Origin of the sequence: Leclercia sp. LSNIH8, from assembly GCF_002920195.1 — a bacterium.
Taxonomy (GTDB): Bacteria; Pseudomonadota; Gammaproteobacteria; order Enterobacterales; family Enterobacteriaceae; genus Enterobacter.
Window position 1 is genome coordinate 76,784 of the sequence record NZ_PQJY01000010.1, and the last position, 24,292, is coordinate 101,075.

The following is a 24,292-nucleotide window of genomic DNA, read 5'->3' on the forward strand; positions in this document are numbered from 1 at the left end:
CAGCCTCTGCACCGGGGACGAAAAGTCATTAGTATAACGGCTCCCCTCACGATAAGGAGACCTCAATGATCCAGTGGCAAGATCTGCACCATAGCGAGCTGACCGTTCCTGTGCTTTACGCCTTACTTCAACTGCGCTGTGAGGTGTTTGTTGTTGAACAAACCTGCCCCTATCAGGACATTGACGGCGAAGACCTGGTGGGGGAGAACCGCCATATCCTCGGCTGGAAAGATAACCAGCTGGTGGCGTATGCGAGGATTCTGAAAAGTGACGACGATTTCTCCCCCGTTGTGATTGGCCGCGTGATTATCAGCCGCGAGGTGCGGGGCGAGAAGCTGGGCTATGCCCTGATGGAGCACGCGCTGCGTTCCTGCGAAAATAACTGGCCCGACAAGGCGTTATACCTCGGAGCGCAGGCGCATCTGCACGCCTTTTATGCCCGTTTTGGCTTTGTGCAGGTGACGGATATCTACGACGAAGATGGCATACCGCACATGGGTATGGCGAAAGAGGTACAACAAGCGTAGCAGGCGGAATCGTCAAGCATTGTCTATAGTTACGGAACTGATGCAACCACATGGAGAACACTATGTCTTATCAATCATCGGATAACCATGTAGATGACGATCTGACCCTGCTGAGTGAAACCCTGGAGGAGGTCTTACGCTCTTCCGGCGATCCGGCCGATCAGAAATACATTGAACTAAAAGCGCGTGCTGAGCAGGCTCTGCATGATGTGAAAACGCGCGTGGGTCATGCGTCCGATCAATACTATTACAAGGCCAAAAAAGCGGTCTATCGTGCGGATGATTATGTCCGTGAAAAGCCATGGCAGGGGATTGGCGTAGGCGCCGCCGCTGGTCTGGTGTTGGGTATTTTACTCGCCCGCCGTTAACAACACAGCACGAACGCTTCTCCCTGCCAACTCGGGGGTACTGCTTTTTCTAATTAGTACCCCTTATAATGTGAGGTTTTTGAGCTGGGAGAAGTTCGCGTGCACTCGATTTCCACCGCGCTGAAAGGCCTTTGCCAACAATTAGCCGACGATTTTCCCGATACCCCTGGCCTGCATTATCTCGATGTCTCCTTTGCCCTCAACGACGCGTTTGATCCGCTCGGCTGGCTGAATGCTCAACACATCTACCCGCAGTTCTACTGGCAGCAGCGCAATGGCGATGAAGAGTATGCTGCTCTCGGAGCGATAACGCATTTCCCCTCGTTATCCGCCGCCCGTCAGTTTTTAAACCGTTATCCGCACGCACCCGACCTGAAAGTGGTGGGCGTTAATGCCTTCGACCCAAAGCAGGGCAATCTGTTCCTGCCGCGCCTTTTGTGGCAGCGCTTCGGCGGGACCGCAACGTTGCGCCTGGTGCTCTGGAGCGACACCTCCCTGAAAGCGGAGGTCCAGCGCGCGCGGGAGTTTATGCAGACCCTGGCGGAGAGCCAGCCTGTCGCCCCGGTCACGCAAGCGGTGGTGAGCGAAACGCATCTCCCTGACCGGGCCGGCTGGCTTCAGCTGATTACCCGGGCGACAGAGGCTATCAGCCGGGGGGCATTCGATAAAGTAGTGCTGGCCCGGGCGACAGATTTGCAGTTTAACGAGGCGGTAAACCCCGCCGCGCTGATGGCGGCCAGCCGCCAGGTCAACTTCCAGTGCTACCACTTCTTTATGCGCACTGATGCCAGCCGGGCGTTTCTCGGCTCGTCGCCGGAACGGCTGTGGCGGCGGCGCGGTTTGCTGCTGCGCACCGAAGCGCTGGCCGGAACCGTTGCCAGCCACCCGGACGATGCCCATGCCGCGCGGCTGGGTAACTGGCTGATGAACGACGATAAAAACCAGCGGGAAAATATGCTGGTGGTTGAGGATATCTGCCAGCGCCTGCAGCGGGAAAATGGGGTACTTGATGTCCTCCCGCCGCAAATCGTGCGTTTGCGTAAGGTTCAGCATTTACGCCGCTGCATCTGGACCGCGCTGGAACAGCCGGACGATGAACAGTGCCTGCTGCGCCTGCAGCCCACCGCGGCAGTTGCCGGTCTGCCGCGCCAGGCGGCGTGGGATTTCATCGCCCACAATGAACCCTTCGACCGGAAGTGGTATGCCGGTTCTGCCGGGTATCTCTCGTTAGCACAAAGCGAGTTCTGCGTGGCGCTGCGTTCGGCAAGCGTTGAGGCGTGCTGTGTGCGCCTGTATGCCGGGGCGGGGATCGTCAGCGGTTCTGACCCCGATCAGGAGTGGCAGGAGATTGAAAATAAAGCTGCCGGGCTGCGCTCTCTGCTCCTAAAGGATTAATACTGAGTCATACATTCCCGATTCATATCAAAATTACATCTTTCTCTATTATTTATACTACGTCGCAATATTGATACCGGACAATTCCATGTCAGTGAGTTCCTTTAACCGGCGCTGGGCGGCGGTGATCCTTGAAGCCCTGACCCGCCATGGCGTCAGGCATGTTTGCATTGCGCCCGGCTCGCGCTCAACGCCGTTGACCCTGGCCGCCGCCGAAAACCGCGCCTTTATTCATCACACCCATTTTGATGAGCGCGGTCTCGGCCATCTGGCGCTGGGGCTGGCAAAAGCCAGCCATGAGCCGGTAGCGGTGATTGTCACCTCCGGCACGGCGGTGGCGAACCTCTATCCCGCATTGATCGAAGCCGGTCTGACCGGTGAAAAACTGGTGCTGCTGACGGCGGATCGTCCTCCGGAGCTGATCGACTGCGGCGCCAATCAGGCCATTCGCCAGTTGGGGATTTTTGCCTCCCATCCGACAGAAACCCTGTCGCTGCCGCGTCCGACCCGCGATATTCCCGCCCGCTGGCTGGTTTCGACGGTAGATAACGCCCTGGGCGGGCTGCGTGTCGGGGCGCTGCACATCAACTGTCCGTTTGCCGAGCCGCTGTATGGCGAAATGGATGAGACCGATCTTGAGTGGCAGCAGGCGCTGGGCGACTGGTGGCAGAGCGATAAGCCCTGGCTGCGCGCCCCGGCGGCGCTTTCTAGCCCGCAACAGCGCGACTGGTTCTTCTGGCGGCAGAAACGCGGTGTGGTTATCGCGGGCAGGATGAGCGCCGAGGAAGGTAAGCAGGTAGCGCAGTGGGCGCAACGGCTTGGCTGGCCGCTGATTGGCGACGTGCTCTCCCAGACCGGCCAGCCGCTGCCGTGCGCGGATCTCTGGCTCGGCAACGCCAGAGCCGTGACCGAACTGGAGCAGGCACAGATTGTGGTGCAGCTTGGCGGCAGCCTGACGGGTAAACGTCTTCTGCAGTGGCAGGCCACCTGCAGGCCGGAAGAGTACTGGCTGGTCGATCCGCGGGAAGGGCGGCTGGATCCCGCGCACCATCGTGGCCGTCGGCTGGTATCCAGCGTGGCCGAGTGGCTGGAGCTGCATCCGGCGGAAAAACGCGCCCCTTGGGCAACCGACATTCCTGAACTCTCTCGCCAGGCCTGGGAACTGACGGCGCAACACAGCGACGCATTCGGTGAATCGCAGCTGGCCCACCGTATCCATCGCTATCTGCCCGAACAGGGGCAGTTGTTTGTGGGCAACAGCCTGGTAGTGCGTCTGATTGACGCCTTCTCCCGTCTGCCAGCGGGCTACCCGGTATACAGTAACCGTGGCGCCAGCGGTATCGATGGGCTGATTTCAACCGCAGCAGGGGTTCAGCGCGCGAATGCCCGTTCGACGCTGGCGATCGTCGGCGATCTCTCGGCGCTCTACGATCTGAACGCGCTGGCGCTGCTTCGTCAGGCTTCGGCGCCCTTTGTGCTGATGGTGATCAACAACAACGGCGGCCAGATTTTCTCCCTGCTGCCGACGCCGCAGAGCGAACGGGAACGCTTTTATCTGATGCCGCAGAACGTGCAGTTTGAACATGCGGCGGCGATGTTCAGCCTCAAGTATCAGCGCCCGGAAAACTGGGCGGAGCTGGAGAGCGCGCTCAGCACGGCGTGGAGCAAACCCGGCGCCACGCTAATCGAGGTGGTGGTAAACGACAGCGACGGGGCGCAGATGCTGCAAAACCTGCTGGCGCAGGTAAGCCATCTATGATCCTCGCGGGAACCCAGCGTAAAGGTCAGTTGGATAAACCCTGGCTGGTTTTCCTGCACGGTTTTTCCGGCGATTGCCGCGAATGGCAGGTGTCAGGAGAGCGCCTGAGCGATTATTCCCGCCTCTATCTCGATCTGCCGGGACACGGAGAGTCGGCCTCCATTGTGGTGAGTGATTTCCATCATCTCAGCGGCTTGCTCAATCGCACCCTTATTAGTTACAACATACTAAATTACTGGCTGGTGGGGTACTCCCTCGGCGGCCGCATTGCGATGTATCACGCCTGCCAGCGGCCCGCGGGGCTACAGGGGCTGATTGTGGAGGGGGCGCATCCGGGGTTGAGCGATGAAGACGCGCGGACGAGCCGTCGCGCCTCCGATGCGCAGTGGGCGGCACGCTTGCGCCATGAACCTCTGGCGTCGGTGTTTGCCGACTGGTATCAGCAGCCGGTATTTGCCTCGCTAACCCCCGCGCAGCGCGAACAGCTTGTCGCCCTGCGTAGCCAGAATAATGGTCCAGCTCTGGCCGCCATGCTCCAGGCGACGTCGCTTGCCGAACAAGCCGATTTACGCCCTGAGCTCGCCTCGTGCGCACTTCCTTTTTTCTATCTCTATGGCGAGCAGGACCCTAAGTTTCGGGATATTGCCCGGCAGCTTACCGCCACCCGCCATGAAATTCCCCACGCCGGACATAACGCCCATCGGGAAAACCCCGCTGCGGTGGCTGAGCGTCTGGCCCAGATACTCCGTCTTTCAATTAAGGACACTCTATGATCTACCCTGATGAAAACATGCTCTATGCACCGGTGGAATGGCTGGACTGCTCCGAAGGCTATACCGACATTCGCTACCACAAGTCCACTGACGGCATCGCCAAAATCACCATTAACCGTCCTGAGGTGCGTAACGCGTTTCGCCCGTTAACCGTTAAAGAGATGATTCAGGCCCTGGCGGATGCCCGTTACGACGACAACATCGGCGTTATCGTCCTGACCGGCGAAGGCGAAAAAGCGTTCTGCGCCGGGGGCGACCAGAAAGTGCGCGGCGACTACGGCGGATATCAGGATGACTCCGGTGTTCACCACCTAAACGTGCTCGACTTCCAGCGTCAGATCCGCACCTGCCCGAAACCGGTTGTCGCAATGGTGGCGGGCTTCTCTATCGGCGGTGGTCACGTGCTGCATATGATGTGTGACCTGACCATTGCCGCGGAGAACGCCATCTTCGGCCAGACCGGACCAAAAGTCGGTTCCTTCGACGGCGGCTGGGGTGCCTCTTATATGGCGCGCATCGTCGGGCAGAAAAAAGCCCGTGAGATCTGGTTCCTCTGCCGTCAGTACAACGCTCAGGAAGCGCTGGACATGGGCCTGGTGAACACCGTGGTGCCGATTGCCGACCTCGAAAAAGAGACCGTTCGCTGGTGTCGTGAAATGCTGCAGAACAGCCCGATGGCGCTGCGCTGCCTGAAGGCTGCCCTGAACGCCGACTGCGATGGTCAGGCGGGGCTGCAGGAGCTGGCAGGCAATGCCACTATGCTCTTCTACATGACCGAAGAGGGCCAGGAAGGACGTAACGCCTTCAACGAGAAGCGCCAGCCGGACTTCAGCAAATATAAACGAAATCCGTAATGCGCAGCGTGCAGATCTACCGCTGGCAGATACCGATGGATGCGGGTGTGGTACTGCGCGAGCGGCGGTTAAAAACCCGCGACGGTCTGTTCGTCCATCTGCAACTGGACGGTCGGGAAGGGTGGGGAGAGATCGCCCCCTTACCGGGCTTCAGCCGTGAAACGCTGGAGGAAGCCGAAACGGCAGTGCGGGCATGGTCTGGCGCGTGGCGCAACGGCGAGGCGCCGCTGTTGCCAGGTTTGCCTTCGGTAGACTTTGGCATCAGCTGTGCGCTGGCGGAACTGGACGGCAGCCTGCCGGAACAGGCGGACTATCGCGCCGCACCGCTCTGCACCGGCGATCCCGATGAGCTGTTTGCTGCACTGGCGGCGATGCCGGGCGAAAAAGTGGCGAAAATCAAGGTGGGTCTGTATGAAGCGGTGCGCGACGGGATGGTGGCGAACCTGCTGCTGGAAGCCATCCCGGATCTGCGCCTGCGTCTGGATGCTAACCGCGCCTGGACGCCGCTGAAGGCGCAGCAGTTCGCGAAGTATGTCAATCCGGCCTGGCGCGATCGCATTGCCTTTCTGGAAGAGCCCTGTAAAACCCGCGCGGACTCGCTGGCCTTCGCCCGCGAGACAGGGATCGCCATCGCCTGGGATGAAAGCCTGCGCGAGGACGATTTTGCATTCGTTGCCGAGCCGGGAGTCAGAGCGGTGGTCATAAAACCCATGCTCACTGGCAGCCTGACGAAGGTGCATGAGCAGGTAAACGCGGCCCATGCCCTGGGGCTGACCGCGGTGATCAGCTCGTCCATTGAGTCGAGCCTCGGTCTGACCCAACTGGCGCGCATTGCCGCGCAGTACACGCCGGATACAGTACCCGGGCTGGACACCCTGAGCCTGATGCAGGCGCAGCTGCTGCGATCCTGGCCGGGCAGCGCCTTGCCATGTCTGGGCCGTGAAGCGCTGGAGCCGCTGCTATGACTTTTTCTGACTGGCCATGGCGGCACTGGTGCGCGTACAAGGCTGACCAACCGGCGCTGCGGCTTAACGGCGAATGCCTGAGCTGGCGCGAGCTCTGCCAGCGTACCGATGCGCTGGCGAGCGGCTTTGTGCAGCAGGGGGTAAGGGAAGGCGATGGGGTGATGCTGCAGGCACATAATCATCCCGACACGCTGCTGGCCTGGCTGGCGCTGTTGCAGTGCGGAGCGCGGATCCTGCCGGTGAACCCGCAACTGCCGCGATCGCTGCTGGAGATCATGCTTCCGCCCCTGACGCTGCGGTTTGCATTGATTCTCAACGGTGCGGGCGGTTATGCCAGCCTTTCTGATCTGACGCTTACCCCGCAGCAGGGAACCGCAGGCGCCCTGTGGCAACCAGATCGGCTGGCGACGATGACCTTAACCTCAGGCTCGACCGGGCTGCCGAAAGCGGCGGTGCATACCTGTGCTGCCCACCTTGCCAGCGCCGAAGGGGTGCTGTCCCTTCTGCCCTATACCGGCGAGGACGACTGGCTGCTCTCCCTGCCGCTGTTTCACGTTTCCGGACAGGGGATCCTCTGGCGCTGGCTGCTGGCCGGTGCCCGCCTGACCGTCTGTGAAAAACAGCCTCTGGAGCAGATGCTGCAGGGCTGCACCCACGCCTCGCTGGTTCCGACGCAGCTCTGGCGCCTGCTCAACGGCGGGGACGAGGTGGCGTTAAAAGCGGTGCTGCTGGGCGGCGCGGCGATCCCCGTTGAATTAACCCAGCGAGCCGCAAGCCGGGGCATTCGCAGCTGGTGCGGCTACGGCCTGACGGAGTTTGCCTCCACGGTGTGTGCCAAAGAGGCGGATGGCCTGGCGGATGTCGGCTACCCGCTGCCGGGTCGGGAAGTGAAGCTGGTGGAGGGCGAAGTGTGGCTGAAGGCCCCCAGCATGGCCAGCGGCTACTGGCGTGACGGCAAGCTGGTCAGTATCACCAACGCGCAGGGTTGGTTCGCTACCCGCGATCGCGGTGAAATGGTTGACGGACGCCTGACGATCCTTGGTCGCATGGATAACCTCTTTTTCAGCGGCGGGGAAGGGATCCAGCCGGAAGAGCTGGAGCGGGTGATCGTGACCCATCCGCAGGTGAGCCAGGTGTATGTGGTTCCCCTGGATGATGCCGAGTTTGGCCAGCGGCCGGTGGCGGTGGTCGAATGCGAGGCGGGAGCGGATATCAAACAGCTTCCGCACTGGCTCAGCGACAAACTGGCGCGCTTTCAGCAGCCAGTGCACTGGCTGGTGCTCCCGGCAGAGTTGAAAAATGGCGGGATTAAGATCTCCCGTCGCGCCCTGCAACAGTGGGTTCACCAGTCGTTAAGAGGCTGATTTGCGAGCCTGCTCGGGAAAGGAGGTCAACAATCTTACCTGCAGCAGGCGCTGTGCTATTTTCCGGCAAAAGGAACTGGCGCAAGGGAAAATATGCACAGCCCATCAACACCCAACCCGCATGACGCGGTGTTTCGTCATATTCTGTCGCAGCCGGAGACGGCACGTGATTTTTTAACGATCCACTTGCCTGAACAATTACGCGCACTCTGTGATTTATCATCATTGCGGCTGGAGTCTGGCAGCTTTGTCGAAGAGGATCTTCGCCAAAGCCATGCCGATCTCCTCTGGTCCGTTAATACTTCTAACGGCGAGGGGTATATTTATGTGCTGATCGAGCATCAAAGCTCCCCGGATCGGCACATGGCCTTTCGCCTGATGCGCTACGCGATTGCCGCCATGCAGCGACATCTCGACAAAGGCCACCGCGAGCTGCCGCTGGTGATCCCGCTGCTGTTTTATCATGGTCGGATCTCACCTTATCCAGGGTCGTTGCGCTGGCTCGATGGCTTTCTGATGCCTGAACAGGCCGAATCTCTTTATACCGGCCCCTTTCCCTTGGTTGACATCACCTGCCTGCCGGACGAAAGCATCATGCAGCACCGCCGGATTGCGATGCTGGAACTGCTGCAAAAGCATGTTCGGCAACGGGACATGCTGGAACTTCATGAGCATCTGGTCAGGATCCTGGCGCTGGGATACACTGGCAACGCCCAGCTAAAAACGTTGCTGAACTATCTTCTTCAGGCCGGTCATACCGCCGATCCCGCAGCGTTTTTGCAGGCATTAGCACACAGGACGAAGGATCATCAGCATAAGGAGACATTAATGAATATCGCGCAATATCTCCGGGAAGAGGGCATGGCTCAGGGATTAAGTCAGGGCATAGCTCAGGGATTAAGTCAGGGCAGAGCGGAGGGCGTTGAACAGGAAGCGCTTCGTATCGCGAAGACCATGCTGGAGAAGGGCCTGCAGCCTGAGATGGTCACCCAACTCACCGGGCTGGCACCCGAGATTGTCGAGCAGGCCAGACATTATTTTTGAAAAACGGGAGCCTGGGCTCCCGTTAGTTTTTTACTTCTCTTCCGCCAGGCGCACGAGTGCCGCCTGGACACCTGCTCCATAGTGCGGGTGGACTTCGCTGAAAAGGGCAATCTGACGCGCCTGAATGAACGCTGGCACATCCTTCATATCCCCGGCGATGCGGTCAAACATACGCTGATGCTCTTCCGGGCTCAGGAGTTCAAACAGCTTGCGCGGCTGGCTGAAGTAGTCGGTATCTTCCCGATGGTTCCAGTGGTCAGCGGCACCTTCAAGGGACAATGGCGGTTCACTGAAGTCAGGCTGTTCCTGGAAGACGCCAAAGCTGTTTGGCTCATAGGTGGCGCCGTTGCCGCTGTTGCCGTCCACACGCATGGCACCGTCACGATGATAGTTGTGGAACGGGCAGCGCGGGGCGTTAACCGGAATTTGATGGTGGTTGACGCCTAAGCGGTAGCGGTGTGCATCACCGTAGGAGAAGAGGCGCCCCTGCAACATACGATCCGGTGAGAAGCCAATCCCCGGCACCACGTTAGCAGGCGACATCGCCACCTGCTCAACTTCCGCAAAGTAGTTATCCGGGTTACGGTTCAGCTCCAGCACACCCACTTCCATCAGCGGATAGTCGCCGTGCGGCCAGACCTTGGTCAGATCGAACGGGTTGTAAGGCACCTTCGCGGCATCGCTTTCCGGCATGATTTGCACATAAAAGGTCCAGCGCGGGAAGTCCCCTTTTTCGATAGCGGTGAACAAATCACGCTGCGAGCTCTCGCGATCTTCCGCGACCAGGCGTTTGGCTTCATCGTCCTGCAGGTTCTCAATACCCTGCTGCGATTTGAGGTGGAATTTCACCCAGAAGCGTTCGTTGTTATGGTTGATAAAGCTGAATGCGTGGCTGCCGAAGCCGTGCATGGTGCGATAGGAGCGCGGCAGGCCGCGATCGCTGAAATCAATGGTCAGCTGGTGCAGCGTTTCCGGCAGCTGGGAGAAGAAATCCCATTTGTAAGTCGGGTTACGCAGGTTGGTACGCGGATCGCGTTTCACGACGTGGTTAAGATCCGGGAACTTTAGCGGATCCCGCAGGTAGAAAATCGGCGTGTTATTCCCGACCAGATCCCAGTTGCCTTCCTCGGTGTAAAACTTGATCGAGAAACCGCGGATATCACGTTCCGCATCCGCAGCGCCACGTTCGCCAGCCACAGTGGAGAAGCGCACAAAAAGATCGGTTTTTTTACCGACGGTGGAGAACAGCTTCGCACGGGTAAAGGCGGTGATGTCCTGGGTGACGGTAAAGGTGCCGTATGCGCCTGAGCCTTTAGCGTGCATGCGACGTTCCGGGATCACTTCCCTGTCGAAATGGGCCAGTTTTTCCAGGAACCAGACATCCTGCAGCAGCATCGGTCCACGCGGGCCTGCGGTGGCAACGTTGTTGTTATGGGGGACGGGGCAACCGGATGCGGTGGTTAAACCTTTTTTGCTCATATTGTCTTCCTTCTTTATCAGTATTGGTGGGTAATTCCGTTTTGAGCGCAGATTAATCTAAGTAAATTAGGGTGGGTGATTATTGATCGAGCACAATGTTACCGGGTGTAACCTGTTTCCCTGGCTTTAACATTGTTAAAACCTGTAAGTATCAACTCGTTACAATCTAATTTTTTATTACATCACGTCGTCGTTGATCGCTGGCCCACGCACGTTAAAATCACGCGCTTTGGGGCTTTCTATAAAATTGTGCGGGATCACGACAATGAAAAAAGTGGCATTACTGGGCTTAGGCCTGATGTGTGTATCGGCAGCGGCCAACGCTATTTCCTTCAACGGCTCGGCGGGCGAGGATTATACCCACCTGGGCTTTGGTCTTGGCACGGATAGCGCAGGCCTGGCGATGACCGGCGGCTGGACGCATAACGACGACGATGGCGATGCGGCAAGCCTGGGCCTCGGTTTTAACGTTCCGCTTGGTCCATTCCTGGCGACCGTCGGCGGTAAAGGCATTTACACCAACCCGAACGACGGTGACGAAGGTTACGCGGCGGCTGTGGGCGGCGGACTGCAGTGGAAAATTGGCGACAGCTTTGGTCTGTTCGGCGAGTACTACTACTCTCCGGACTCCCTCTCCAGCGGCATCGACAGCTATGAAGAGGCGAATGCTGGTGCGCGCTGGACCATTATGCGTCCGATTACCATCGAAGCGGGTTATCGCTACCTGAACCTGGCGGGCAAAGAGGGCAACCGCGACAACGCCCTTGCTGATGGCCCGTACGTGGGCGTGAGCGCAGGCTTCTGATCCCCCGGCGCGGCCTCCTGCCGCGCCTGTTTCTCTTTCTCCCTCCGCCGATTGCGTTATAGTGTTTTCACCACCTAAGCGGGAGAACACAATGATAAACGTGGAGATGCTGTCCACTGGCGATGAAGTGCTGCATGGACAAATTACCGATACCAATGCGGCCTGGCTGGCTGATATTTTCTTTGAACAGGGATTACCGTTAACGCGCCGTAATACGGTGGGCGATTCGCTGGACGCACTGGTCAATATTTTGCGCGAGCGCAGCGAACAGGCGGATGTCCTGATTGTGAATGGCGGGCTTGGCCCAACCAGCGATGACCTGAGCGCGCTGGCCGCCGCCACGGCAAAAGGTGAAGAGCTGGTGCTGCACACCGAGTGGCTCAGCCATATGGAGCGTTTCTTCAGCGATCGCGGCAGGGTGATGGCTCCCAGCAACCGCAAGCAGGCGGAAATCCCGGCCAGCGCGGAGCTGGTGGATAACCCGGTCGGCACCGCCTGTGGTTTTGCCATTCAGCTTAACCGCTGCCTGATGTTCTTTACCCCCGGCGTCCCGTCCGAATTTAAGGTGATGGTGGAAAAAGAGATCCTGCCGCGTCTGCGCCAGCGTTTTACCTTACCTGAACCCCCGATCTGTTTACGTCTCACTACTTTTGGCCGCTCGGAGAGCGACCTGGCGCAGAGCCTGGATCACCTGAGCTTACCGGCAGGGGTGACGATGGGGTATCGCTCTTCCATGCCGATTATCGAGTTAAAGCTCACCGGCCCGGCCACGGAAAAAGCCGCGATGCTGGCCTTGTGGCCTGAGGTGCAGCGCGTGGCGGGCGAAAGCCTGATCTTTGAAGGCACCGAAGGGCTCCCGGCGCAGATTGCCCGCGATCTGCAGGCCCGTCAGTTGAGCCTGACCCTGAGCGAGCAGTTCACCGGTGGCCTGCTGGCGTTACAGCTCTCGCGAGTAAGCGCTCCGCTGCTGGCAAGCGAAGTGGTGCCGTCCCAGGAGGAGACCCTGGCACAAACTGCCCACTGGGTTGCCGAGCGGCGCGTAAAACATTTTGCCGGTCTGGCACTGGCGGTGTCGGGTATGGAAGAGGATCATCTTAACGTTGCCCTGGCTACCCCGGAAGGCACCCATGCCCTGCGCGTTAAGATGAGCGCGGCGCGCTACAGCCTGGCGGTGCGTCAGGAAGTCTGCGCCATGATGGCGCTAAACATGCTGCGTCGCTGGCTGGCAGGTAAAGAGGTGGCCAGCGAGCACGGCTGGATCAATGTGGTGGAATCGCTGTTCGTTGAGTAACCGGTTTGCCGGGGCGGCGGCCCCGGCGATACCTAACCCAGCGCCTTCGCCAGCAGCGTGATGGGATGTTCGCAGCGCTTGCGGGTGGACATCTCTATCTGCCACTTGCAGGTTTCGCAGTCGGACACCACGATATCGGCGCCGCTCTCATCAATCTGGCGGAACAGCGGCGCGCCAATCGCCTGTGATGTTTCGTAGTTTTCACGCTTAAAGCCGTACGTCCCCGCAATGCCGCAGCAGCGCGAATCCAGCACCGTCAGCGCCAGCCCCGGAATTAACCGCAACAGTTCCAGCGTGTAAAGCGACCAGCCCATTTTTTCCATATGGCACGGCGTATGGTAGACCACTTTCAGGGGTAAATTTTTCAGCGGTAGCGTCTGTCCGCTGTCCAGCTTGCGCCACAGGAAACGGGTTGCCAGCTCGATATGTTCGCGCAGGCCGGTATTATCTACGTCCAGCAGGTGCGGATACTCATCCCGCAGCGTGAAGGTGCAGGTCGAAGAGGTGGCCAGCACCGGAATGCCTTTATCGACGATGGCCTCGCGCAGCGACGAGACGTTGCTTCTGGCCTGCCTGCGCGCTTTATCGGTAAACCCGTTGGCGATCAGCGGCACGCCGCAGCATTTCTCCTTGCTCAGTAACTGCACCCCTGTACCCATGGCGTTGAGTACCTTCAGCAGATCTTTGCCCAACTGCGGGTGGTTGTAGTTCACGTAGCAGCCGTGGAAGAACGCCACCTGATCGGCGTACCGCGCCTGTTCTGCCGCCACCGATTTGTACCAGCGGCGGAAGGTGCCGTGAGAATATTTGGGCAGACTGCGGTGATGGTCGATCTTCAGCGTGGCATCCAGCAGCTGGCGCACCGGTTTCAGCGAGGTCGCGGTGTTCACCAGCGGGGCAAACGGCGTGGAGACGCTGCCCATCAGATCGGTATGGCTGAGGATGGCATCGCGCAGCGACGGTTTTTGCGTACTGTAGCGCGCGCGGGCACGCTGAATAATATCGCCGATTTTCACATCCGACGGGCAGGCGACTTCACAGCGTTTGCAGTTGATGCAGTATTTCAGCGCGTCATCGTACAGCGCGCCGTCCTTCAGACGCAGGCGCTCGCCGTCCGGCCCGGCCTGTTTCGGCCCCGGATAGCGTGGGTTAACGCCGCTGACCGGGCAGACGGTGGTGCAGACCGTGCATTTGATGCAGCTTTCAAAGCGGGTGTCGTTCATTGTGCAGCCTCCGTGCGCTGGCAAATCTGCTCTGCCACAGAGAGCGCCGTTATGGCGCAGACGCCACCGCCGCAGCCCTGGGCGATAGGATCGTATCCGCCCAAAAGCGAGCCGATGGCGTAAAGATTTGGAACTGACTTTCCTGAAAGTTGCGGATGCAGCTGGTTATCCACGATTACGCCGAACTGCTGCCAGGGCTGCGGGGTGAAGAAATCGCTCTGATACCAGTCCGAGCGAGAGGCGCTCTGGCGGACGTCCAGCCCCATAATCGCCTCGCGAATGCCGTCCCGGCTGCTCAGCAGGCCGTTGCTGAAGAAACTGCCGCTTGCCAGCACCGCGTAACGCGTACGAAGCGGAATGTCGTCGTGGTTGCGGGTCCAGATTTCGCTCACCGCGCCGTCAGTCAGGGTGATTTTTTTCACCTCATCGCCCGCCATCCATACGCCACCCTGGGCCACAAACTGGCGCTGAAGCTGGGTATGCAGGCGAATGCCGGGCACGGACGGGGGAAGCGTTGGCAGCAGGCCGAGCGAACAGGGCAGGCGGTCGGAGAGCCAGCGCCACAGAAGGTTGTCCTGTAAGCCAAAACAGGCGGGCATAAAGAGCGCATCGTATCCCTCTGCAAGCGGTTTGAGCGCCTCAAGCAGCTGGGGCCATTTCTCTTCGTTATCGAGGAAACGGGCAATATTTACCGCGCGAAACTCGCTGGGGTTATCGCGCAGAACATCCAGCTCAGGAAGGTCAATCTCTGCCGTTTCAGCGTTGATACCCTGACGGCTGAGCGAGGCGGCCGCCAGATGGGGCTGAAAATCCAGAAAACCGCTAATACCCACCACCCGCACACGCGTGGCATTGAACGGGGCAACGGGGATCTCTTCCGGGCTGAGCCAGGCGGAGCGGAGCGTACCGAGCGGGGTCACCCGCTGGTGATTGCGCTGCGCGCTGCCCTGCATTCGGGCGCCACACTCAGCCAGCAGCGCTTCGGCTTCCAGCGCAAAGCGCTCAACATTATGCACGCCTGTCAGATGATAGGGGTGCTCCGGCGGCAGCGTATCGCGGTAAGTTTCGTCCAGCAGATCCAGCGAGCCCGACGAGAAGTGCAGGGCGCTCTGGCCCCGGGTGATAATGGCGCAGCGTAGCCCCTGCTTCGTGAGTTTGATGCCACAGAGCAGACCCGCCAGCCCGCCGCCGACGATCACGGTGTCAAATTTCATCGCGTTGCTCCTTCTCCAGACCGCAAAGCCCCTGGTACACCCAACGGGTAAATTCGCTTTCACGCAGGGCATCGCCCCAGGCGACAGGCTGAATGCCTTTCCAGCGCTCGTTTAAAAAATCGCTGAGCTGATCGAGCGACTGGGTGGCGGTGGTGGTATGAAAACGCTGCAACAGCCCGGCGGCACGGCAGGCACACAGCTCCCCCTGACAGGTGCCCATCCCGACGCGGGTGCGGCGGCGGAGATCGAGCAGGCTATTCACCGTCAGATTCTCTACCGCGTATTGCACTTCCCCGGCGGTAACGGCTTCGCATTCGCATACCAGACTGCGGCTCAGCCGTCCTTCGCCCAGCCAGACAGGTGTTCTGTCGCCATGGCGATAGACAGCCGAACCACGCAGGGGGGCGGGCAGGGAGATAATTTTTTGCAGCGTTTTCTCGGTGGACTGGCGCGAGCCGGGCAGGGGCTGGTCTGCGGTCACGCACGGTGCGGTATTGCCCAGTTTGCGGCAGACGGCATCCGTCGCCCATTCGGCCATCAGACGGTAGGTCATCAATTTGCCCCCGGTGATGGTGATAAACCCGTCCAGCCCGTCGCGCGCGGCATGGTCAAGCATCACGATGCCGCGGCTGACGTTGCGTCCGCTCGGATCGTCATCGCTGGCGACAAGCGGACGCACACCCGCGTAGGCGCGCAGAATACGCGTCTGGGCCATCACCGGCGCCAGTTTTTCCCCTTCACGCAGCAGGATGTCCACCTCTTCTGCGGTGACCCGATTGTAATCAATCTCGCTGTAGTCCACGTGCGTGGAGGTGGTGCCGATTAACGAAATGGTATCGCCCGGTACGAGGATGTCGGCATCAGACGGTTTGCGGCAGCGGTTGATGACATGGTTATTAATGCGGTGGTCGAGGATTAACAGCGAGCCTTTGGCCGGAAACATGCGCACAGATAAATCGGCGTATTCCGCAATGCGCTGCCCCCAGATCCCCGCCGCGTTGACCACCACGGCGGCATACAGCTCGCTCTGTTCGTTGTAGTGCATATCCAGGACCCGCACGCCTTTGATGCGATGCCCCTCACGGATAAGCCCGGTGACCTGATGGCCGGTCAGGATCCGCGCGCTATGCTCGCGGGCGTCCAGCATGTTGGCCGCCGTCAGGCGAAACGGATCTACGGTGCCGTCCGGGACCTTTACTGCACCCGTCAGTGCCGGATTAACCGAAGGCTCGATACGGCGCGCGAGGGCTGGGTCAATGGCTTGCGCCTGAATGCCTGCGGCCTGGCAGGCGGTAATGAAGGTTGACTGAAAGGCAAGATCGTCTTCGGGAAGCGTAATAAAGAGCCCGTCGGTGGGCTCAATGCAGTGACGGGCAATGCGCCGGAGGATCTGGTTTTCGGCGATACATTCGCCTGCCGATTCGCCGTCGGTGACGGCGTAGCGGGCGCCGCTGTGCAGCAGACCATGATTGCGTCCGGTTGCGCCCGTTGCAATATCATGGCGCTCCAGAAGCGTGACGCTCAGCCCCCTGAGCGCGCAGTCGCGGGCGATGCCTGCGCCGGTCGCGCCCCCGCCAATGATAATCACATCGCTATAGCGTGGATCGTGAATTGTCATTGCCAACCCTCTGTGTTCGTTTTATCTCATTTAGCCACATAAAAACTGTGGTTTGTTTGATATCGAACACAAACGAGCGAAATTCGAAAGTGAAACGTGATTTCATGCGCTTTTTTGCGCATTCTGTCATATTTCTGTAACAATCTGTGCGTTGATTCACAGTAACAATTACCGTGATTTCTTAACATCCCCGCCTCTCTGGCCGGGCGCGTGTTGTCCGGTCATTTTTTGAAAGGCCACGGAGGCTGTTATGCTCAGTATCTTTAAACCTGCGCCACATCGGGCGCGACTGCCAGAGGCAGAGATAGACCCTCTTTACCGCCGTCTGCGTTGGCAAATCTTCATGGGGATTTTCTTTGGCTATGCGGCGTACTATCTGGTACGTAAAAACTTCGCGCTTGCCATGCCGTACCTGGTGGAACAGGGCTTCTCACGCGGCGATCTCGGTTTCGCGCTGTCGGGGATCTCTATCGCCTACGGTTTTTCGAAATTCATTATGGGGTCAGTGTCGGATCGCTCCAATCCGCGCGTGTTCCTGCCCGCCGGTCTGATCCTGGCGGCAGCGGTCATGCTGTTCATGGGCTTTGTGCCGTGGGCGACCTCCAGTATCGCCATTATGTTTGTGCTGCTGTTCCTCTGCGGCTGGTTCCAGGGGATGGGGTGGCCACCGTGCGGACGCACCATGGTGCACTGGTGGTCGCAGAAAGAGCGCGGCGGTATCGTGTCGGTATGGAACTGCGCCCATAACGTGGGCGGCGGGCTTCCGCCGCTGCTGTTCCTGCTGGGGATGGCCTGGTTCAACGACTGGCACGCCGCGCTCTATATGCCAGCCTTTGGGGCAATCCTGGTGGCGATTATCGCCTTTGCGCTGATGCGCGACACGCCGCAGTCCTGCGGTTTGCCGCCGATTGAAGAGTACAAAAACGACTATCCGGATGATTACAGCGAGAAGCATGAAGAAGAGCTGACGGCAAAGCAGATCTTCATGAAATACGTGTTGCCGAACAAACTGCTGTGGTACATCGCGGTGGCGAACGTGTTCGTCTACCTGCTGCGTTACGGCATCCTCGACTGGTCACCGACCTACCTGAAAGAGGTGAAGCACTTTGCGCTGGATAAATCTTCCTGGGCCTACTTCCTCTACGAATACGCCGGGATCCCGGGGACGCTGATTTGCGGCTGGATGTCGGACAAAGTGTTTAAGGGCAACCGTGGGGCGACGGGCGTCTTCTTTATGACCCTCGTGACCATTGCCACCGTCGTCTACTGGCTCAACCCGCCGGGCAACCCGGGCGTGGACATGGCCTGTATGATCGTCATCGGCTTCCTGATTTATGGCCCTGTTATGCTGATTGGTCTGCATGCCCTGGAACTGGCACCGAAAAAAGCGGCAGGTACGGCGGCAGGCTTTACCGGTCTGTTCGGCTACCTGGGCGGTTCAGTGGCGGCGAGCGCCATTGTGGGCTATACCGTTGACTTCTTCGGCTGGGATGGCGGCTTTATGGTGATGATCGGCGGCAGCGTGCTGGCGGTACTGCTGCTGATTGTGGTCATGATCGGTGAAAAACGTCACCACGCGGAAGTGCTGGCGCGTCGTCAATAAGGAGCATTGCCATGAAAGTAACGCAAATCGCGACCGGTCTGCTGCTGGCGGGCCTGATGACCGGCTCCGCCCTGGCGGCGGATAAAATCGTTATTGCCCATCGCGGCGCAAGCGGCTATCTGCCGGAGCATACGCTGCCGGCGAAAGCGATGGCCTATGCGCAGGGGGCTGATTATCTGGAGCAGGATCTGGTGATGACGAAGGACGACCAGCTGGTCGTCCTGCATGACCACTATCTTGACCGGGTGACCGATGTGGCGGATCGTTTCCCGTACCGCGCCCGAAAAGATGGCCGTTTTTACGCCATTGACTTCACTCTGGATGAAATCCGCTCTCTGAATTTTACCGAGGGCTTTGAGATTGAAAACGGCAAGAAGGTGCAGGTTTACCCCGGACGTTTCCCGATGGGTAAATCGGACTTTCGCATCCATACCTTCCAGGAGGAGATTGAGTTTGTTCAGGGACTGAACCACTCGACCGGCAAACATATCGGTATCTACCCGGAAATCAAAGCGCCGTGGTTCCACCATCAGGAAGGGAAGGATATCGCCACGAAAACGCTGGAGGTGCTGAAACAGTACGGCTACACCAGCAAGAAGGACAAAGTTTACCTCCAGTGTTTTGACGCCGCGGAACTGAAGCGCATCAAAACCGAGCTGGAGCCAAAGATGGGGATGGATCTCAATCTGGTCCAGCTGATCGCTTATACCGACTGGAATGAAACCCAGGAGAAACAGGCAGACGGCAAGTGGGTAAACTACAACTACGACTGGATGTTTAAGCCGGGCGCGATGAAGCAGATCGCGCAGTACGCTGACGGGATCGGGCCGGATTACCACATGCTGGTAGCGGAAGGTTCAACCCCGGGCCACGTGAAGCTGACGGCGATGGTGAAAGAGGCTCACGCCAACAAGATGCAGGTGCATCCGTATACGGTGCGTGCTGACCAGTTGCCGCCGTATGCCACGGATGTGAATCAGCTTTACGAGGTGTTATATAAGCAGGCGGACGTGGACGGGTTGTTTACGGACTTCCCGGATAAAGCGGTGAGCTTTTTGAAGAATTAACGCTGAAATTGCCGGGTGGCGGCTGCGCCTTACCCGGCCTACGGACTGCGGTTTTGTAGGCCGGGTAAGCGAAGCGCCAACCAGCACAATCACATCTCGATCTCTATATCCCCTTTTGCCCGGCAGCAGCAGGGCAAAATTTCACCGTCGCTGATGAAGGCCAGCGGTTCGGTTATCCAGTCAACCTGACCGGTCACCAGACGACAGCGGCAGGAGCCGCAATAGCCCTCGCGGCACTGGTATTCAACGGCAATCTGGTGGGATTCCAGCGCAATAAGCAGGGAGGGGTGCTCTTCCTGGCACAGAAGCTCTGTGCCAGAAAGACGAAGCGTTACGCGGCTCATCAGAGCTGGAAGTCGCTCAAATCGTCGGTGTTGACTTCGGAGTCAATCTGACCGACCAGGTAGGAGCTCACTTCCACTTCCTGTGGGGCAACCTGCACGTTGTCAGAGACCAGCCAGGTGTTGATCCACGGGATTGGGTTGGAGCGGGTCTGGAACGGCAGATCCAGGCCGACCGCCTGCATGCGGATATTGGTGATGTACTCTACGTACTGGCAGAGAATATCTTTGTTCAGGCCGATCATGGAGCCGCCCTGGAACAGGTATTCCGCCCACTCTTTCTCCTGCTGTGCCGCCTGAACAAACAGGTCATAGCTCTCCTGCTTGCACTCTTCCGCAATCTCGGCCATCTCCGGATCGTCAGCGCCGCTGCGCAGCAGGTTCAGCATATGCTGGGTGCCGGTCAGATGCAGGGCTTCATCGCGGGCGATGAGGCGAATGATTTTGGCGTTGCCTTCCATCAACTCGCGTTCCGCGAAGGCGAAGGAGCAGGCGAAGCTGACGTAGAAGCGGATCGCTTCCAGCGCGTTCACGCTCATCAGGCACAGGTAGAGCTTTTTCTTCAGTTCACGCAGGTTCACGGTGACGGTTTTGCCGTTCACGCTGTGCGTACCTTCGCCCAGCAGGTGCCAGTAGCTGGTCATCTCGATCAGATCGTCGTAGAAGTGGGAGATGCCTTCCGCACGCTTCAGGATCTGTTCGTTGGTGACGATATCATCGAAGACAATCGCCGGATCGTTGACGATGTTACGGATGATGTGGGTATAGGAGCGGGAGTGGATCGTCTCGGAGAACGCCCACGTCTCGACCCAGGTCTCCAGCTCCGGGATGGAGATCAGCGGCAGCAGCGCCACGTTCGGGCTACGTCCCTGAATGGAGTCCAGCAGCGTCTGATACTTCAGGTTGCTGAGGAAGATGTGCTTTTCGTGTTCCGGCAGCGCCTGGAAATCGATGCGGTCGCGTGAAACGTCAACTTCTTCCGGACGCCAGAAGAAAGAGAGTTGCTTTTCAATCAGCTTTTCGAAGATGTCATATTTTTGCTGATCGTAGCGCGCCACGTTGACCGGCTGGCCGAAGAACATCGGCTCTTTGAGCTGGTCGTTTTTCGTCTGTGAAAAGGTGGTGTATGCCATGAGTATGTCCTGTGAGAGATTTTGTAGATCGGGCAAACAAAATCGTAGGCCGGGTAAGCGTAGCGCCACCCGGCATTTACATTAAATCTTACATGCGCCGCTTTCGCAGCCATCATCCTGAATAGAGGGTGCCAGATCGTCCTGCGCATCTTCCGCACCGTCGCGGGTGTTTTGATAGTACAGGGTCTTCACGCCAAATTTGTAGGCGGTGAGCAGGTCTTTCAGCAGCTGCTGCATCGGCACTTTTCCGGACGGGAAGCGTGACGGATCGTAGTTGGTGTTGGCAGAGATCGACTGGTCGATAAACTTCTGCATGATCCCCACCAGTTGCAGGTAGCCGTCGTTATTTGGCATCTCCCACAGCAGCTCGTAGTTGTTTTTCAGCAGCTCATAATCCGGCACCACCTGGCGCAGGATCCCATCTTTCGACGCTTTGATGCTGACATGACCGCGCGGCGGCTCAATACCGTTGGTAGCGTTGGAGATCTGCGAGGAGGTCTCGGACGGCATCAGGGCAGAGAGCGTGGAGTTACGCAGGCCGTGGGTCTTGATGGACTCGCGCAGGCCTTCCCAGTCAAGGTGCAGCGGCTCGTTGGCGATCGCATCCAGGTCTTTCTTATAGGTGTCGATCGGCAAAATGCCTTTGGAATAGGTGGTTTCATTGAACCACGGGCAGGCGCCTTGCTCGATAGCCAGTTCGTTCGAGGCTTTCAGCAGGTAGTACTGAATGGCTTCGAAGGTCTGGTGCGTCAGGTTGTTGGCGCTGCCGTCTGAATAACGCTTGCCATTTTTTGCCAGCCAGTAGGCGTAGTTGATCACGCCGATGCCGAGGGTACGACGACCCATTGCACCGCGTTTTGCCGCCGGGATTGGGTAATCCTGGTAATCCAGCAGCGCATCCAGGGCACGAACCGCCAGCACCGCCAGCTCTTCCAGTTCGTCCAGGCTATTGATCGCACCCAGGTTGAACGCGGAGAGCGTACACAGCGCGATTTCGCCATTTTCGTCGTTCACATCTTCCAGCGGTTTGGTCGGCAGGGCGATCTCCAGACACAGGTTGGACTGGCGCACTGGCGCAACGACCGGATCGAACGGGCTGTGGGTGTTGCAGTGGTCAACGTTCTGGATGTAGATACGGCCGGTAGAGGCGCGTTCCTGCATCATCAGGGAGAACAGTTCAACCGCTTTCACACGCTGTTTACGGATGCTGTCGTCTTTTTCATATTTGCTGTACAGACGCTCGAACTCATCCTGATCGGCAAAGAAGGCGTCATACAGGCCCGGGACGTCGGACGGGCTGAAGAGGGTAATATCTTCACCTTTCAGCAGACGGGTATACATCAGCTTGTTGATCTGTACGCCGTAGTCCATGTGACGCACGCGGTTGCCTTCCACGCCACGGTTGTTTTTCAGCACCAGCAGGCTTTCTACTTCCAGATGCCACATCGGGTAGAAGAGGGTGGCTGCACCGCCACGCACGCCGCCCTGAGAGCAGGATTTTACCGCGGTCTGGAAGTGTTTGTAGAACGGGATACAGCCGGTGTGGAACGCTTCGCCGCCACGAATCGGGCTGCCCAGCGCACGAATGCGACCGGCGTTAATGCCGATACCGGCACGCTGGGAAACGTATTTCACAATGGCGCTGGAGGTCGCGTTGATGGAGTCCAGGCTGTCGCCGCACTCGATCAGCACGCAGGAGCTGAACTGGCGGGTTGGGGTGCGAACGCCGGACATGATTGGCGTTGGCAGAGAAATCTTGAACGTGGAAACCGCATCGTAGAAACGCTTCACGTATTCCAGACGGGTTTCACGCGGGTAGTTCGAGAACAGGCAGGCCGCCACAAGAATGTAGAGGAACTGGGCGCTTTCGTAGATCTCGCCGGTCACGCGGTTCTGGACCAGGTATTTCCCTTCCAGCTGTTTCACCGCGGCGTAGGAGAAGTTCATATCACGCCAGTGATCGATAAACCCGTCCATCTGCTTGAACTCTTCTTCCGTATAGTCTTCCAGCAGATGCGTGTCGTACTTGCCAAGCTCGACCATCTTCACCACATGATCGAACAGCGCTGGCGGCTCAAACTGACCGTAGGCTTTTTTACGCAGGTGGAAAATCGCCAGACGGGCAGCGAGGTACTGATAATCCGGCGCGTCGCGGGAGATGAGATCCGCCGCGGCTTTGATAATGGTTTCGTGGATATCAGACGTTTTGATGCCGTCATAGAACTGGATATGGGAGCGCAGTTCAACCTGGGAGATCGATACGTTATTCAGCCCTTCTGCTGCCCAGTCGAGAACTCGATGGATTTTGTCCAGATTGATACGCTCGGTGGTACCGTCGCGCTTTGTCACCAGCAGACTCTGATTCATGTGGGTTTTTACCTGTCCGTGAAAAAAAGAAATATCCCCCGTTTATCCACAGGTTGTTGTGGATAAATACTATATATAGGGGTTTCGCATTAAGCATAACGCAAGATGGTGAGTATTCTAGTAAGGATTCTTTTGAGTACAAGAGTTGATTTTGAGGTTAAATTGAGGTTGTCAAAGCGTAAAAAAGCGTAAGTCCTCGTACCGTAAGGCCTGGACGACATGTCAATATTCCAGAAAAAAAAATGAAAATTTGATCGACTGCTGATTTCTTCAACGGGTGGTCAAAAATGCGCAACAAACTGCTGCGCATTCGTCAGAAAAAGAGTAATTACTCTTGCTCATTTTTGGCGGTGGTATGGAGCATATAGTTAACGTCCACGCCTGGCGCCAGTTTGAATTTGTCGGTCAGGGGATTGTAGTGCAGGCCGGTCATATGCTGCTCTTTCAGGCTGGTGCCGTCGACCCAGCTCAGTAATTCCGCCGGCTTGATGAATTTTTTCACATCGTGCGTGCCTTTTGGCACCATCCGCAGCACATACTCCGCGCCGACCACCGCCATCAGCCAGGCCTTGCCGTTGCGGTTGATGGTAGAGAAGAACACCTGACCGCCCGGCTTCACCAGCGCGGCACAGGCTTTCACCACCGATTGCGGATCGGGAACATGCTCCAGCATCTCCATGCAGGTGACAACGTCGTACTGGTGGGCGTGCTCCGCCGCATGGGCTTCAACCGTTTCCTGCACGTACTCCACCTGGATACCGCTCTCCAGCGCGTGTAGACGCGCCACCTGTAGCGGCTCGAAGCCCATATCCAGCCCGGTCACCGTGGCGCCTTCGCGCGCCATGCTCTCGGCCAGGATGCCGCCACCGCACCCCACATCGAGCACCTTTTTACCGAACAGGCCGCCGGAACGCTCCGCGATATAGCCCAGGCGCAGGGGGTTAATGCGGTGCAGCGGTTTGAACTCACCTTCAAGATCCCACCAGCGCGAGGCCACGGCTTCAAATTTGGCGATCTCTTCGTGGTCGACGTTGTCAGCCATCGGGGATTTTTCCGCATTCATGGACGCTTTTACTCCGTAATTTAAAGACGAGGAAGTATA

Annotated in this window: 21 protein-coding genes; 13 read left to right on the plus strand and 8 right to left on the minus strand. The window is 58.4% G+C overall.

All coding sequences use genetic code 11. The features are described from left to right. Window positions 1-65 precede the first annotated feature (65 nt). The 9 genes from C3406_RS21790 (at window position 66) to C3406_RS21830 (ending at window position 9,049) form a co-directional block, all read left to right on the plus strand. A complete protein-coding gene (locus tag C3406_RS21790) occupies window positions 66-527 on the plus strand; it encodes a GNAT family N-acetyltransferase (RefSeq protein WP_103825135.1) in 462 nt (153 codons plus the stop codon). Window positions 528-589: 62 nt separating this feature from the next. Next, on the plus strand, window positions 590-895 hold the full coding sequence (elaB, locus tag C3406_RS21795; RefSeq protein ID WP_103180450.1) for a stress response protein ElaB: 306 nt from the start codon (window positions 590-592) through the stop codon (window positions 893-895). A 99-nt stretch (window positions 896-994) separates the two neighbouring features. Then, entirely contained in the window at window positions 995-2,290 is a 1,296-nt protein-coding gene (gene menF, locus C3406_RS21800; protein ID WP_103825134.1) for an isochorismate synthase MenF, read from the plus strand. A gap of 88 nt (window positions 2,291-2,378) precedes the next feature. Continuing rightward, window positions 2,379-4,049, plus strand: a complete 1,671-nt coding sequence (gene menD / locus C3406_RS21805; protein WP_103825133.1) for a 2-succinyl-5-enolpyruvyl-6-hydroxy-3-cyclohexene-1-carboxylic-acid synthase — start codon at window positions 2,379-2,381, stop codon at window positions 4,047-4,049. Further along, entirely contained in the window at window positions 4,046-4,822 is a 777-nt protein-coding gene (gene menH, locus C3406_RS21810) for a 2-succinyl-6-hydroxy-2,4-cyclohexadiene-1-carboxylate synthase (RefSeq protein ID WP_103825132.1), read from the plus strand. Before menD ends, menH begins: the two co-directional genes overlap by 4 nt. Next, complete coding sequence (gene menB / locus C3406_RS21815; protein WP_103825131.1) at window positions 4,819-5,676, plus strand: 1,4-dihydroxy-2-naphthoyl-CoA synthase; 858 nt, start codon at window positions 4,819-4,821, stop codon at window positions 5,674-5,676. The genes menH and menB overlap by 4 nt, the downstream gene beginning before the upstream one ends. Further along, window positions 5,676-6,641 (plus strand): o-succinylbenzoate synthase, encoded by a 966-nt coding sequence (gene menC / locus C3406_RS21820; protein ID WP_103825130.1) that lies wholly within the window; start codon window positions 5,676-5,678, stop codon window positions 6,639-6,641. The genes menB and menC overlap by 1 nt, the downstream gene beginning before the upstream one ends. Next, window positions 6,638-8,005, plus strand: a complete 1,368-nt coding sequence (gene menE / locus C3406_RS21825) for an o-succinylbenzoate--CoA ligase (protein ID WP_103825129.1) — start codon at window positions 6,638-6,640, stop codon at window positions 8,003-8,005. Before menC ends, menE begins: the two co-directional genes overlap by 4 nt. A 93-nt stretch (window positions 8,006-8,098) precedes the next feature. After that, entirely contained in the window at window positions 8,099-9,049 is a 951-nt protein-coding gene (locus C3406_RS21830; RefSeq protein WP_103825128.1) for an Rpn family recombination-promoting nuclease/putative transposase, read from the plus strand. Between the two features lie 30 nt (window positions 9,050-9,079). On the opposite strand, the gene C3406_RS21835 is transcribed toward C3406_RS21830, so the two are convergent. After that, a complete protein-coding gene (locus C3406_RS21835; protein ID WP_103825127.1) occupies window positions 9,080-10,528 on the minus strand; it encodes a catalase in 1,449 nt (482 codons plus the stop codon). Between the two features lie 265 nt (window positions 10,529-10,793). Here C3406_RS21835 and C3406_RS21840 point away from each other — a divergent pair, with 265 nt between their 5' ends. Beyond that, window positions 10,794-11,333, plus strand: a complete 540-nt coding sequence (locus C3406_RS21840) for a YfaZ family outer membrane protein (protein WP_103825126.1) — start codon at window positions 10,794-10,796, stop codon at window positions 11,331-11,333. Window positions 11,334-11,424: 91 nt separating this feature from the next. Beyond that, window positions 11,425-12,624 (plus strand): nicotinamide mononucleotide deamidase-related protein YfaY, encoded by a 1,200-nt coding sequence (locus C3406_RS21845; protein ID WP_103825125.1) that lies wholly within the window; start codon window positions 11,425-11,427, stop codon window positions 12,622-12,624. 32 nt (window positions 12,625-12,656) lie between these two features. Here C3406_RS21845 and glpC read toward each other — a convergent pair whose 3' ends face one another. From glpC to glpA, 3 genes are read right to left on the minus strand one after another with little or no spacing between them, the layout of a single operon-like run. Further along, window positions 12,657-13,847 carry an anaerobic glycerol-3-phosphate dehydrogenase subunit GlpC gene (glpC, locus tag C3406_RS21850; RefSeq protein ID WP_103825124.1) on the minus strand — a complete coding sequence of 397 codons (1,191 nt, stop codon included), beginning with the start codon at window positions 13,845-13,847 and terminating at the stop codon, window positions 12,657-12,659. Further along, window positions 13,844-15,061: a glycerol-3-phosphate dehydrogenase subunit GlpB gene (glpB, locus tag C3406_RS21855; RefSeq protein WP_103825123.1), complete on the minus strand. Its 1,218-nt coding sequence runs from the start codon at window positions 15,059-15,061 to the stop codon at window positions 13,844-13,846. Before glpB ends, glpC begins: the two co-directional genes overlap by 4 nt. Then, on the minus strand, window positions 15,051-16,679 hold the full coding sequence (gene glpA / locus C3406_RS21860; protein ID WP_103825122.1) for an anaerobic glycerol-3-phosphate dehydrogenase subunit A: 1,629 nt from the start codon (window positions 16,677-16,679) through the stop codon (window positions 15,051-15,053). The genes glpB and glpA overlap by 11 nt, the downstream gene beginning before the upstream one ends. Before the next feature lie 250 nt (window positions 16,680-16,929). On the opposite strand from glpA, the gene glpT reads away from it, so the two are divergent. Both glpT and glpQ read left to right on the plus strand, forming a co-directional pair. Continuing rightward, window positions 16,930-18,282, plus strand: coding sequence for a glycerol-3-phosphate transporter (glpT, locus tag C3406_RS21865; protein ID WP_103825121.1), 1,353 nt, complete (start codon window positions 16,930-16,932; stop codon window positions 18,280-18,282). Window positions 18,283-18,293: 11 nt separating this feature from the next. Beyond that, window positions 18,294-19,349, plus strand: coding sequence for a glycerophosphodiester phosphodiesterase (gene glpQ, locus C3406_RS21870; RefSeq protein ID WP_103825120.1), 1,056 nt, complete (start codon window positions 18,294-18,296; stop codon window positions 19,347-19,349). A gap of 89 nt (window positions 19,350-19,438) precedes the next feature. On the opposite strand, the gene yfaE is transcribed toward glpQ, so the two are convergent. The 4 genes from yfaE to ubiG all read right to left on the minus strand — a co-directional run bounded on the left by yfaE (window position 19,439) and on the right by ubiG (window position 24,253). Beyond that, window positions 19,439-19,693: a class I ribonucleotide reductase maintenance protein YfaE gene (gene yfaE, locus C3406_RS21875; RefSeq protein WP_103825119.1), complete on the minus strand. Its 255-nt coding sequence runs from the start codon at window positions 19,691-19,693 to the stop codon at window positions 19,439-19,441. After that, complete coding sequence (nrdB, locus tag C3406_RS21880) at window positions 19,693-20,823, minus strand: class Ia ribonucleoside-diphosphate reductase subunit beta (RefSeq protein ID WP_103825118.1); 1,131 nt, start codon at window positions 20,821-20,823, stop codon at window positions 19,693-19,695. The genes yfaE and nrdB overlap by 1 nt, the downstream gene beginning before the upstream one ends. Before the next feature lie 81 nt (window positions 20,824-20,904). Continuing rightward, a complete protein-coding gene (nrdA, locus tag C3406_RS21885) occupies window positions 20,905-23,190 on the minus strand; it encodes a class 1a ribonucleoside-diphosphate reductase subunit alpha (protein ID WP_103825117.1) in 2,286 nt (761 codons plus the stop codon). Between the two features lie 328 nt (window positions 23,191-23,518). After that, a complete protein-coding gene (ubiG, locus tag C3406_RS21890) occupies window positions 23,519-24,253 on the minus strand; it encodes a bifunctional 2-polyprenyl-6-hydroxyphenol methylase/3-demethylubiquinol 3-O-methyltransferase UbiG (protein ID WP_103825116.1) in 735 nt (244 codons plus the stop codon). Between the last annotated feature and the right edge of the window lie 39 nt (window positions 24,254-24,292).

Coding starts and splice junctions, on each gene's coding strand:
- C3406_RS21790 (WP_103825135.1), top strand. CDS start 66: ATGATCCAGTGGCAAGATCTGCACCATAGCGAGCTGACCGTTCCTGTG.
- elaB (WP_103180450.1), top strand. CDS start 590: ATGTCTTATCAATCATCGGATAACCATGTAGATGACGATCTGACCCTG.
- menD (WP_103825133.1), top strand. CDS start 2,379: ATGTCAGTGAGTTCCTTTAACCGGCGCTGGGCGGCGGTGATCCTTGAA.
- menH (WP_103825132.1), top strand. CDS start 4,046: ATGATCCTCGCGGGAACCCAGCGTAAAGGTCAGTTGGATAAACCCTGG.
- menB (WP_103825131.1), top strand. CDS start 4,819: ATGATCTACCCTGATGAAAACATGCTCTATGCACCGGTGGAATGGCTG.
- menC (WP_103825130.1), top strand. CDS start 5,676: ATGCGCAGCGTGCAGATCTACCGCTGGCAGATACCGATGGATGCGGGT.
- menE (WP_103825129.1), top strand. CDS start 6,638: ATGACTTTTTCTGACTGGCCATGGCGGCACTGGTGCGCGTACAAGGCT.
- C3406_RS21830 (WP_103825128.1), top strand. CDS start 8,099: ATGCACAGCCCATCAACACCCAACCCGCATGACGCGGTGTTTCGTCAT.
- C3406_RS21835 (WP_103825127.1), bottom strand. CDS start 10,528: ATGAGCAAAAAAGGTTTAACCACCGCATCCGGTTGCCCCGTCCCCCAT.
- C3406_RS21840 (WP_103825126.1), top strand. CDS start 10,794: ATGAAAAAAGTGGCATTACTGGGCTTAGGCCTGATGTGTGTATCGGCA.
- C3406_RS21845 (WP_103825125.1), top strand. CDS start 11,425: ATGATAAACGTGGAGATGCTGTCCACTGGCGATGAAGTGCTGCATGGA.
- glpC (WP_103825124.1), bottom strand. CDS start 13,847: ATGAACGACACCCGCTTTGAAAGCTGCATCAAATGCACGGTCTGCACC.
- glpB (WP_103825123.1), bottom strand. CDS start 15,061: ATGAAATTTGACACCGTGATCGTCGGCGGCGGGCTGGCGGGTCTGCTC.
- glpA (WP_103825122.1), bottom strand. CDS start 16,679: ATGACAATTCACGATCCACGCTATAGCGATGTGATTATCATTGGCGGG.
- glpT (WP_103825121.1), top strand. CDS start 16,930: ATGCTCAGTATCTTTAAACCTGCGCCACATCGGGCGCGACTGCCAGAG.
- glpQ (WP_103825120.1), top strand. CDS start 18,294: ATGAAAGTAACGCAAATCGCGACCGGTCTGCTGCTGGCGGGCCTGATG.
- yfaE (WP_103825119.1), bottom strand. CDS start 19,693: ATGAGCCGCGTAACGCTTCGTCTTTCTGGCACAGAGCTTCTGTGCCAG.
- nrdB (WP_103825118.1), bottom strand. CDS start 20,823: ATGGCATACACCACCTTTTCACAGACGAAAAACGACCAGCTCAAAGAG.
- nrdA (WP_103825117.1), bottom strand. CDS start 23,190: ATGAATCAGAGTCTGCTGGTGACAAAGCGCGACGGTACCACCGAGCGT.
- ubiG (WP_103825116.1), bottom strand. CDS start 24,253: ATGAATGCGGAAAAATCCCCGATGGCTGACAACGTCGACCACGAAGAG.